The sequence below is a fragment of the Ruegeria sp. ABV4_181 genome, from assembly GCF_056158465.1.
This window is the reverse complement of sequence record NZ_JBSWTI010000005.1, coordinates 38863-50653: the sequence shown is the minus strand read 5'-3', so window position 1 is coordinate 50653 and position 11791 is coordinate 38863. Positions and strand designations below refer to the sequence as shown.

Below are 11791 nucleotides of genomic sequence, written 5' to 3'. Positions count from 1 at the left end.
GTTACCGTGAATCTTCTGGAAATGGACGGACGAATACGCTCGAATTTGCAGCGAAAAGTGTTGATTTGAGTCAATGCTAGTTGCCGCAAGTTCGCCCATACTGACCCCTCACAAAGGAGGGAGTGCGACATGTTCAATAAAATCGTGGTTGGCTTGGATGGATCGGAGGCGTCAGAATCAGCACTACGCGTTGCCTGTGATATCTCAAGCAAATATGGCTCCCAAATTCACCTTGTCCATACACCTCAGCCGCAAACCGTGGCTTTCGCAATGGGCGCGGTTGCTGGCTATCACGCCGTCACGACAATGCCTTCAGACGAAGAAGTTCAGCAGGCAGCAGACAAGATCATTTCCGCGGGTAAAGAGATTGCCAAAGAATACAATCAGACGGTTTCGCAAACGCATACCCAACGCGGTGATCCGGTCGACGAGATCATCGCATGCGCCGAGCAATGCAAAGCTGACCTGATTGTGACGGGCCGCCGCGGATTGGGAAGCATTGGTAGCCTGATTCAAGGGAGCACCTCTCAAGGCATCAGTCGGAATGCCACTTGCGCGGTTTTAACCGTTGCCTAGTTTTTAAACTTGGCCCCAACCGGCACAAACCGAGGACGATCATAAAGCTTTGCATTGAAGCTCCGTGACAGAACGAAGATTCGATGGCCACTCCGCGGCGCTGAATTCCCGATTGTGTAAATAGAGACAGGCATCCACTGCTTCATAACAGTGGCACGAAAACGGGGGCTGAAATAGAGTTCATGGTTGCCTGTGGCGATGACCGGAAACCAAACTGTGTCAGGCGGAACTACCCGAACCATGAGGGAACAGATGATCTCCCCTTTTATATGCGCAATGGCTCAAGTTCAGAGGGTAGGCCGTAAATTTTCTGCTACGTAGATCGTGCTAACTCTGGAGCACCACATGAACGCACCGACCCCTTTTGATGCTCATAAACCCGCTGAAATCGCAACGTTAGTCGAGACTGCAGGGGTCGCAAAGGCAAAGTTGCCAGTGGCACCCATGTTCGTTCTTGCGATGCTGGCCGGAGCATTCATAGGATTTGGCGCAGCTGCCTATACGATGGCGGTTACTGGGGCAGACAGCGCTTCGGGGCCGATCCGCGTTCTGGGTGGCGCGGTGTTTTCCTTGGGCCTTATCCTGGTGATCGCAGGTGGTGCAGAGTTATTCACCGGTAATGTTTTGATGGTGATCGCAGCGGTCGACCGCAAGATACCGCTGCGACTGCTGTTTCGAAGCTGGGGCATCGTCTACGCCGGAAACTTCGCGGGCGCCCTCGGACTCGCATTGGCCTTCTCTCTGACCGGCCTGCTCGAGGGGCCGATGGGCAATACCGCCGTGGTGATAGCCGATGCCAAAGCGGGGTTGGAACCGATGGAGGCCTTCGCGCGTGGCGCATTGTGCAACGGGTTGGTATGCCTTGCTGTATGGCTGTCCTTTGCCGCCCGCAGCGTTGCCGGCAAAGTTCTGGCCGTTTTGTGGCCCGTCACTGCTTTTGTGTTGCTGGGGCTCGAGCATTCGATTGCGAACATGTTTTTCTTCCCGCAGGGTTGGGCAGCGGGGGCAACTGTGCCGGTTTTCTCGGCGGCGACCAATCTATTGTGGGTTACTCTGGGCAACATTGTCGGCGGGGCGGGAGGAGTCGCCTTGGCCTACTGGTTTGCTTTTCTTGGCGCTACTAAACGTTAAGACCCACTTCTTCGATCACAGCGCCTGCCAGAGCAAAACGATCGGTTTCAGTTGGTTTTGAAGGCGTTGTCTAATTGTGCAGCCCAGATCAAGCTTGTCCTGCACTTGATAGTCTAGATGCCGGGATCATGGTTGTCTTCGTGGTCGATATCGGTTGTCGCATGATGGTGCAACACGAGGGGAAGCGGCACAGGCTTGCCTAAGTCCGCTGATTGGGATGCGGGCCGGTTGATCAGTCAGATATGAGAGTTGGATGCGGAGGTAACTCACCGACCACGAGGCAAGGAGATGGCGCACTGGCTGATGACGGTACCGGGAATTGGGCCGTTCTTTGCCATTGCACTAGTTGCCCTCTCTTTCCCGAACTGGATTCTTCGCCAACATCTTAATTCATTGATCCTCGTCAAGATTGGAAAAGGTAAGATGTGATACAGTTGATGCCAAAATGGGGGCTATCATGGAAGAATTAGTCGAGATTGGACGAACATTTGTTCAGGCAATGCGTGATCGCAGGGGCCTTGTAAGTGTTGATGAAATGTATGCCGAGAACGCTCAATCGATAGAGGCGGTTGTGCCTCCGGTTCGACAGTTTCGCATCACCAAAGGCCGGGAAGCTATCAAAGGAAAAAGAGAGGATTGGCTGGCAGCCTATGAAATCATCAAATTCGACGTGGATGGCCCTTATGTTCATCCCCCAAACCGTTTCGGTGTACGATTTAAGGTTGACGTAACGCAGAAAGATACGGGCCGACATATGACTCTGAGGGAGATCGCAGTTTATTCAGTAGCAGATGGGAAAATTGTACTGGAAGAGTTCTTCATGATGCCGAAGTAATAACAGCGATCGGCAACACTGACGCAGAGTTGGTTTTTTCCAAGCGCTGGAAGTATGACTTGTGGGTGCTTTGACACGATAGATGGACAATCGGGCACTTGTTCAGCCCACAGGATACTTGCGCTTGCACAACATTACTGCCAGTTCGGCGCAACCAAAATTGAACGTCACGCCGTGATATCCGCCTCGAGCCATTGATATGGGTCAACAACCAGACTTCTACACCGGTTTTCCACCCGAATACGGCCTGAACAACACTCTAAAGCGCTCAGTTTGATCCAAAGCAAAGCATTTTGCGGGGGTTGAGTTAACGTCACCTGGTAGCTCTAACTGCGGTACGCCAGATCATGAATAAGTACGTGCACACAATGCTGATCGTCGTAACGCTCCTTCTCGCAGGCGCGGCGATGTACGTTTTCGTTTCTGAAGACAGCAGTGAATTGCCCGATGGTTTTGTACAAGGCAATGGACGGATAGAGGCCGAACAAGTGGAAATTGCCCCCACTTTCGCCGGGCGGGTTGCACAGGTATTGGCGGCAGAAGGAAACTTGGTTGCTGCGGGTGAGCATCTGGTCGAGATGGACACCGATGAACTGTCTGCAGCGCTTGATCGCGCCAAAGCCGAGGTAGCATTGGCGCGTCAAGCCAAGGCCGAAGCCGAGGCTGTTGTTGTTCAACGAGAAAGCCAACAGCGTCGCGCGGCGCAGGAACTGGAACGGGCAAAGGCACTGTTGGCCGGTCAAAACATTTCGATGACAGTCTTTGAAGATCGCGAAACCGCATTTCAGGTTGCCGACGCCGTTCTGGGTGCCGCCAAGGCCCGGGTTGCAACCTCGGACAGCCAGATCGCGGCTGCCGAAGCCGAAGTGCGCCGGATCACTGCTCAGATCGAGGATGCTTCGCTTGTTGCTCCCATGCCAGGGCGCGTTCTTTACAGACTGGCTGAGCCCGGTGAAGTTGTTGGCGCGGGTGAGCCGATCCTCACGCTTCTCAGTTTAGAAAACGTTTATTTGGACGTGTACCTGCCCGCACGCGAAGCGGGGTTGCTGCCCATCGGGGCTGAGGCGCGCATAGTGCTCGATGCCTTGCCGGATTTTGCCATTCCTGCAACCGTCACTTTTGTGTCCCCCGAAGCCCAGTTCACTCCGAAGCAGGTCGAGACATTAAGCGAGCGTGAACAGTTGGTCTTTCGCGTTCGGGTTCGCATTCCTGAGGATCTGATCGCAGAACGGATCGAACATGTGAAAACCGGCCTTCGCGGTATCGCTGTGATAAGGCTTTCTTCTGACAGTGTATGGCCGGAATATCTGGAAAGGCGGATTCCACCCGAATTGTTCGAATGAATTCCCAGGCGGGCAAATCTGATTTCTGCGTCAGTGGTGTCACGCATAAGTATCGCCAGCGCATTGCACTCGATAACCTGTCGCTTGATCTGCCGGTTGGGCAGCTTATTGGGCTGATCGGGCCTGACGGGGTTGGCAAATCAACGCTTTTGGGTTTGATCACCGGCGCGAAGAAGCTTCAATCCGGTGTGATCAAGGTTCTCGGTGGATCGATCGACGACCGCGCCCATCGTCACCATATCTGCCCTGCGATCGCATTTATGCCGCAGGGGTTGGGCCGTAATCTCTATGCAGAATTGTCTGTGCGCGAGAACCTTGAGTTCTTTTCGCGTCTCTTCGGACAGGGGCAGCAGAAGCGTGACTTCCGGATTGCAGCATTGTTGTCAGCAACCGGGCTTGCGCCTTTCTCTGATCGGCTGATGGGAAAACTCTCGGGCGGTATGAAACAGAAGCTCGGGTTGTGTTGCGCACTGATCCATGACCCTAAGCTTTTGGTTCTGGATGAGCCGACCACCGGTATCGACCCACTGTCGCGGCGTCAATTCTGGGCACTGATCGACGCGGTCCGAGAGGCTACACCCGACCTCTCCATACTGGTTTCAACAGCCTATATGGAAGAAGCCGAAGAATTCGACTTTATCGTCGCAATGGATGCCGGGCGCGTGCTTTTCCATGGTGCTCCGGCAGAGTTGAAGGGGGAAGCCCGTGATCTTGAAACATCCTACTGGCGGCTGCAGGCGCACGGAGATCCCCTGATCGCACCAAAGAAAGCGCCCATACATCAGCGTGAGGCCGACCCGGTGATCACGGCACGTGGATTGACGCGGCGCTTTGGCGATTTCACCGCGGTCAATGACGTCGAATTCTCAATCAACCGTAGTGAGATCTTCGGTTTCCTCGGATCGAACGGCTGCGGCAAGTCGACAACCATGAAAATGCTGACAGGTCTATTGCCCGCAAGTGAGGGTGAGGCGCTATTATTCGGAAGGCCGGTTGACGCGCGCGACCTGAGGATGCGTCGCGAGGTTGGCTATATGAGCCAGGCATTTTCTCTTTATGGCGAGTTGACCGTTCGACAGAACCTTGAGCTTCACGCCCGCATCTTTGCGATCACGGACCGAGAGAGGCGTATCAATGAATTGGCAAAGCGCTTTGGCCTGATTGCACATATGGACATGCTGGCCACGGCGCTGCCACTTGGCATCAAGCAACGGCTCTCCCTGGCGGTCGCTGTGATCCACCGACCTCGCGTGCTGATCCTGGATGAGCCAACCTCGGGGGTGGACCCTGAGGCGCGCGACTCGTTTTGGTCGCTGCTGATTGAGCTTTCGAGAGATGAGGATGTAACGATTTTCGTCTCGACCCACTTCATGGCCGAAGCAGAGCGCTGTGATCGGGTGTCATTCATGCATGCGGGCCGGGTTCTGGCTGAGGGAACACCGGATGAGTTGATCGCCGCGGCACAGGCAGACAGTCTGGAGGAAGCATTTGTTACTGTACTGAGAGCGGCTGACCCTCCGGCACTGGTGACAGCGCCTGAGGCTTCGGTTCATGCCCCTGATGTCAGCGCTGGCGGGGGTATCAGGCGCGCACTGGCATATACGAGGCGTGAAACCATCGAGATTTTGCGCGACCGCGTGCGTTTGGCGTTTGCGTTCCTGGGCTCGGTGATCCTGATGCTGGTCTTTTGCTATGGGATTACTCTGGACATCGAAGAACTGGATTTCGCGGTACTGGATTTGTCACAGGGGCCCGAAAGCCGCGCCTACATTGCCGAGATTTCCGGATCGCGCTACTTCAACCCAACGAAGCCACTGACGAGTATCGATGAGGGCCATGAACGGCTGGCCCGAGGAGATTCCTCGCTGGTTGTCGAACTCCCACCTGATTTTGGGCGCAAGATCCGCTCTGGTGAAGCAACGGACGTGCTTGCAATTGTGGACGGCGCAATCCCGTTCAAAGGCGAGACAGTGGAGGGCTATGTGGCAGGGCTCCACAATACCTTTTTGGAAGCAATGGCACGCAAAAACGGTGTGCATCCGGCCGAGATCGCCCGTATCGAGCCGCGCTTCAGATACAATCAGAGTTTTGAGAGTATTGCCGCAATGGCCCCGGCCATGCCCGCAATCCTGTTGATAATGTTGCCGGCAGTTCTGATGGCGGTCAGCGTCGCGCGTGAGAAAGAGTTGGGAACAATCACCAATTTCTATGCGACGCCAACGACGCGCCTTGAGTTTCTGATTGGCAAACAAATCCCCTATATTGCAATCGCGTTCGCCAATTTCCTGCTCTTGGCCGGAATGACGGTCCTTGTTTTTGATGTACCGCTCAAAGGCAACCCGGTTCCCCTGGCGATTGGCGCGTTGCTGTATGTCTGGGCGACCACATCTTATGGGCTGCTCATTGCGACCATGACCTCAAGCCAGGTGGCCGCTACCTTCGCCACCGCCATCGCCTCGGTCGTACCGACCATTCAGTTCTCGGGCCTGCTGCAGCCGGTTTCAACGCTTGAAGGCGGTGCGCAGACAATCGGATCGCTCTGGCCGTCATCCTATTTCCTGCACCTGAATGTCGGTGCCTTCACCAAAGGGCTGGGCTGGGATGCGCTTGCCCCCGATCTTCTCGCCCTGGCCTGTTTCGGGCCGGTGCTGACGCTGATCGCGGCCCTTTTGCTTCGAGCGCAGGAGAAGTGAATGCAACGGTTGTCCTGCATCTTCTGGCTTGGCTTGAAAGAAATGATGAGCCTTCGACGTGACTGGGTGATGATGGCGCTGCTGGTCTGGTCATTCACGCTGGCACCCGTGATGGAGGCGACAGGGGTTTCGAACTCGGTCAACAATGCCTCCATTGCATTTGCCGATGAGGATGGCTCGCCCCTTTCACGGTCTCTTGCTACGGCGTTCTTCCCTCCTGAGTTTCAACCCGTTGTCCAGATCGCACCGGGTACCGGAGCCGAAAAGATGGATGCTGGGCATTTCCTGTTTGTGGTCGCGGTACCACCAGGGTTCGAGAAAGATGTTCGCGCCGGGCGCACGCCGGAAATTCAGGTTCTGATTGATGCGACGGCGATGGAACAGGCCGGGATTGGTGCAAACTATATCATCAATATCCTCAGCGCCGAGATCCGTCGCTTTGCCATCGGTGCGGACCTGATAGAGACATTGCCTGTCGATATCATCATGCGCAGTGCGTTCAATCCCAACCGTGATACTGTTCGTTTTGCCGGCATCGTGGCGCTCATCGGCCAGATCATGTGGCTGACCACGATCCTCACCGGTGCCGCGATGATCCGCGAGCGTGAACATGGCACAATAGAACACCTGCTTGCGATGCCGCTTACCCCGTTTGACATTGCGATGGCCAAGATTTGGGCAAACGCAGCGGTGGTTCTTGTCGCGGCCGCCTTATCACTGACCTTTGTTATGCAAGGTTTCTTGGGGATCAACATCGCGGGGTCGAAGGTGTTGTTTCTTTTTGGCACCGCGCTGTTTCTTTTCACAGCAACCGCACTTGGGGTATTTCTTGCAACGATTGCGCGCTCAATGGCGCAGTTCGCGCTTGTGGTAATGCTGACAGTCCTTCCAATGCTGATGCTGTCAGGAGGAGAGACACCGATCGAGGGTCAGCCCGACTGGCTTCAGTTCGGAACATCGATCCTTCCTTCCCGCCACTATATGTCCGCCAGCCAATCCATCATCTTCAAGGGCGCGGGGTTTGAAACGGTCTGGCCAGAGTTCTTATGGATGGCGATACTGGGCGCAATCCTTCTGGCGTCAAGCCTGATGCTTTTCAGACGCTCCGTGGCGCAATAGAGTCAGATCAGATTGCCCCTTGACCTGGACGTATGACCGGTAATACGCCTTGTTTCATTCAGAATGCCGATACGGCCGGGATGTCTCTTGACGCGATACCAAGGACGCTTGGTTGCGCAAGATCAAGGTAATTAGACGCGTTTTTTGCCATAATTCCGCCTCCCCCAATCGCATCAAAGGAGGAGGATCAGAAAATGCTTGAAGACAAAAAAAACCCGCAACTGTTTGCTGGAACACATCCGCTGTCTGATAATTTTCGACGTGAAATGGAATCCATGATGTCGCGCTTTTTCGGGGGCGCAGCGCCATTCCTGCCGCTGGAAACAGCTGCGCAACGCACGGGCTTCCCGTCGTTGGACATGACGGGTGCGATTTCGCCGGCGATTGACATCCACGAGACGGATGCGGCGATAATTCTCACCGCTGAATTGCCGGGCCTCGAAGAAGACGATGTCGAAGTCGAAATCAAGGACCGCAGATTGACCCTACGAGGCCAGAAGAAGGTCACGCATGATGACGCGGGCGATCTGCGCGTTAGTGAGAGAAGCTATGGCAGTTTTACTCGGACAATGACGCTGCCTGATGCAGTCGATATCGAGGAGATTTCCGCTGCGTTCGACAAAGGTGTCCTGCACGTCACGATGCCGAAAACCGAACCTCAGGATCCCAGCCGGAAGATTAAGGTCTCATCGAAATAGGCGCATTGGCGGAATACGCAAAATCATCGTGATCCGGGCAGCCAATGCGGAAGCTCGGCGTTCTTCTGAATGCATGCATTATTGCCCGCCATAGCGGTTTCACTGCTGCGCATGATAATGTGCCAATAGCGCTAGAGAACTGAGATGGACGATGCGGACGCATGACAAAAGCGATGTGGAAAGTGAAACGGGCGAAGTCCGTGCATTTCTGGAGAGCATGACGGGGCCGTCCCGCGGAACCGTTACCTGGCTTGTCGGCAACGCTTTGGCTGCTTCGGTGGGTCCCGATCGTATCCTGAAGTTCAGGCGGAAAGAGGATTTGCCCCCGCATGACGAAGACGTGGCGACCATTCAGTGGTCGCAAGGCGGTTACACGCTAAACGCGTTGCCCGGCCGGGAAATCTGGGTCAACGGTCAAAAAACCGCTTCAACAATTCTTGGGCATGGCGACATGATTGAATTCGGTGAAGAGGGCCCCATGTCGCGCTACAGGGTGTGTGACCACTCATTCCCTGCACATCACACGGTCGAAGACATAATAAGTGACGCTTATGTGTATACGCGCTCCAGCCGACGACCCTTCGCCAGAAAAATGTCCGGTGCGCTGCGCGAAGGCGGGCGTCGGCTGGCCTCACAAACCACGGTTTTGTTCAGGGTTACCGTTATTGGTGTACTTCTTCTAATCTTTGCCTTTGGCTATTTGCTTTTTCAAAACGACCGGAAGCTGGCGGACAGCCTTAAAAAGGAATCTCTCAAGATCGAGGCGGTCGCCGTGATGCTCGCGCAGACACGAGAAGATGCATTGACGGCGGATGATCTGGTCGCGCTCAGAGAGGCGTTTGACAACCAGGTAATTTCCACCGAGCAGCGCCTTGGGACATTGGAAGACCGTGCAGGTGCGTCCAGGCGGGTAGTCACGGCCTCGACGCGATCCATTGCCTTTATCCAAGGGGCCTACGGATTGCGACAAACCGAAAGCGGTAAATTGCTGCGGCATGTGCTTGGCCCGGACGGGGAGAAATTAAAAACTCCATTCGGGAAACCATGGATTGAACCGGATGCAACAGGCGCGCCGGCAGAGTTTCAGTTCACCGGAACCGGGTTTCTGCTGCATGGTACCTCTCTGTTGGTGACCAACCGTCATGTCGCCTTGCCCTGGACTACTGGGGATCGGGCGCAGGCCCTGAAGGCCGCAGGGCTTGAGGCCGAGATGCTTAGCCTGCTGGTCTATTTGCCGGAACAGACGGGTCCGATGCAGGCGGTGTTGCATAAGACAACCGAAACGGCCGATCTGGCGCTTCTTTCCGTTGATGCGAACCGTGTTCAAGGACTTGGGCTTTCGCTGGCACCTGACCCGCCGCGCGCAGGTGAAGAAGTTTTCCTGCTTGGATTTCCGACTGGCCTCAAGGCTTTGATTGTGCAGGCCGGGCCGGACTTTCTGAAAACGCTTGAGAGCGATGGCACCGTCGATTTCTGGACGATTGCAAAACACCTTTCAGAGCAGAACAAGATCCGGCCTCTGGCCAGCCGGGGGATCGTCGCTCAGACCAGCCCTGGTGCGGTCGTTTATGATGCGGAAACCACAACCGGCGGAAGCGGCGGACCTGCCCTGAACCGAAACGGCGAGGTAGTTGCCATCAATGCCGCGATCTTACCGGAATTTGGCGGCTCGAATATTGGCGTTCCGGTGTCGCACCTCAAGACACTTCTCGATGAAAGCGGTTGATCCGCATATTCAATCGCGCGTCTGATAAGGTGAATTTTGCACAAGAAAAATCACAGCCAGTGGAACGATGACGGAGATCAAGCCCACGGTAATCAGCAAGCTCCCCAAGTGGCTATAATCAGCGACGGAGGCGACTGTACCCGTTCTGGGATCGGTAACCGCGCGGGTAACGGTGAAGATCTGGTTCAGGTATTTTGTACCAAGGCTGCTTGCTGACATTGCCATGTTGGTGAACGACGCCATGACTGCAAAAAAGGTAGCCTTCAGATGTGTTGGGGCGTTACGCGCGATCCAAGCCAACATTGGGACCATCGCGATCTGACCCAACGGTGACTCGACTGCTGTATCGAGTATGGCGATAAACCTCGCATCAACGACCCCACCAGTGCGCGCGGCCGTCCATTCATGCACCCCGTAGTACAAGGAAAGGTTTGGCAGGGCCAGCACTCCTGCGGCAATCGTGAGTAACACTACGACCTGCGCAATCGAACGACTTGCAATAAACGGCCTGAGGATAATCAGGCCAAGCAGAGCAAGTAGTGAGGTCAGAAGCGCAAGAATGGCCAGAAACTGTTCGTCAAACCCGAGCTCGTCGATTTCGAACCAGGTCAGGCCCGGCCCCGGCAAGGGTACTGCGCGGAAAACGAAAATGATTGACGCCGTCCCGATCAGAACTTTGGCTTGCTTCGGCTTCAGCTCTCTTAGCAACCGCGACATAAGGTAGAGAATGACCGTGAGCGACACCGCAAAAACGGTCTCTTGCGCGAAGGCAAAATTTGCGGTTCCCAACACTAAGCTGAGAACAACAAACGCAAGTCCGCCCAGCAGTATCGGCCACCTGACTTTGGTGGTTTGATCTGGTCTGTGCGGAAGGTGCCCTCGACGAACGAGGCGACGCTGTATCAGAGCGTGAAGAACCACTCCACTGACAGACAACAGTGGGATAGCCAGGGCAATGAGATAGACCTGACCGTAGAGAACCAAACGATCGGCTTGCTCCAGATCTTCCGCCCCCGAAAAAATCCAGATGTTAACCGCGGCGACCCCTGCAAACCCGGATATGATCGCAATCCTGCCGAGGGTCTGCATTGTGGTGTGCCGGGCACGAACTTCTTCCGGCGTAAACGCGCGTCCGTCTCGGTCCGATTGCGGCACCGCTTCGACTGTCATGGCGTCAGCAACGACATCCTGAATGGCATAACCTGAAGGAGCCAACATCAAGGCAACGACGTACCAATCCTCTAGTGGCATAATGCCGGCCATTTGGTCAGGCGCAGCCACAAGCCTGTACATGATGAGCAATGACGCCGTGATAAGGGATGCGCCAACGACAATCAGCAGGGATTTCCAGCGCCAGAACAGATCAGCCAGATGACCCAGCGGCATTTTCAGAATCCACGGCAACCCAGCCCAGAATGCCAATCCCGCAACAAAAGCGGCGGATAGATTCAGATAGTCCTTAAGAAAAAATGCACCAACGACAGATGTTAGTCCCGAAACCCCGGCCGCAAAGTAAACCATCAATGGTGGCAGGTAAGACCATTGCAATTGCGCGGCCAGATCAACGAAAGTCCGGTGCCACCAGCCTGAAATCCGCCTTCCAAATGTTGATCGGTCAGTGTTCATGCGTCAGTCGGACCCCGTTCTGGTGACCCTGTGCTGTCGGTTTT

General features: G+C 55.1%; 10 protein-coding genes. 9 read left to right on the top strand and 1 reads right to left on the bottom strand.

Annotated features, from left to right (window positions below):
- Positions 1-129 precede the first annotated feature (129 nt).
- The 9 genes from ACXAC3_RS19145 (at position 130) to ACXAC3_RS19105 (ending at position 10121) form a co-directional block, all read left to right on the top strand.
- Positions 130-576 (top strand): universal stress protein, encoded by a 447-nt coding sequence (locus tag ACXAC3_RS19145; protein ID WP_475163809.1) that lies wholly within the window; start codon positions 130-132, stop codon positions 574-576.
- Positions 577-921: 345 nt separating this feature from the next.
- Positions 922-1707 carry a formate/nitrite transporter family protein gene (locus tag ACXAC3_RS19140; protein WP_475163808.1) on the top strand — a complete coding sequence of 262 codons (786 nt, stop codon included), beginning with the start codon at positions 922-924 and terminating at the stop codon, positions 1705-1707.
- Positions 1708-1995: 288 nt separating this feature from the next.
- Positions 1996-2136: a hypothetical protein gene (locus ACXAC3_RS19135; RefSeq protein WP_475163805.1), complete on the top strand. Its 141-nt coding sequence runs from the start codon at positions 1996-1998 to the stop codon at positions 2134-2136.
- A 28-nt stretch (positions 2137-2164) separates the two neighbouring features.
- On the top strand, positions 2165-2542 hold the full coding sequence (locus ACXAC3_RS19130) for a SnoaL-like domain-containing protein (RefSeq protein WP_475163804.1): 378 nt from the start codon (positions 2165-2167) through the stop codon (positions 2540-2542).
- 347 nt (positions 2543-2889) lie between these two features.
- A complete protein-coding gene (locus ACXAC3_RS19125) occupies positions 2890-3885 on the top strand; it encodes an HlyD family secretion protein (RefSeq protein WP_475163802.1) in 996 nt (331 codons plus the stop codon).
- Positions 3882-6578: a ribosome-associated ATPase/putative transporter RbbA gene (rbbA, locus tag ACXAC3_RS19120; protein WP_475163801.1), complete on the top strand. Its 2697-nt coding sequence runs from the start codon at positions 3882-3884 to the stop codon at positions 6576-6578. Before ACXAC3_RS19125 ends, rbbA begins: the two co-directional genes overlap by 4 nt.
- A complete protein-coding gene (locus ACXAC3_RS19115) occupies positions 6579-7697 on the top strand; it encodes an ABC transporter permease (protein ID WP_475163800.1) in 1119 nt (372 codons plus the stop codon). It begins immediately after the preceding gene.
- Between the two features lie 194 nt (positions 7698-7891).
- The gene (locus ACXAC3_RS19110; protein WP_475163797.1) at positions 7892-8395 is read left to right on the top strand and encodes an Hsp20/alpha crystallin family protein; all 504 of its coding nucleotides are present in this window, start codon (positions 7892-7894) and stop codon (positions 8393-8395) included.
- A 151-nt stretch (positions 8396-8546) separates the two neighbouring features.
- Positions 8547-10121 (top strand): trypsin-like peptidase domain-containing protein, encoded by a 1575-nt coding sequence (locus ACXAC3_RS19105; protein ID WP_475163796.1) that lies wholly within the window; start codon positions 8547-8549, stop codon positions 10119-10121.
- 9 nt (positions 10122-10130) lie between these two features.
- On the opposite strand, the gene ACXAC3_RS19100 is transcribed toward ACXAC3_RS19105, so the two are convergent.
- Complete coding sequence (locus tag ACXAC3_RS19100; protein WP_475163795.1) at positions 10131-11747, bottom strand: MFS transporter; 1617 nt, start codon at positions 11745-11747, stop codon at positions 10131-10133.
- Positions 11748-11791: the final 44 nt, after the last annotated feature.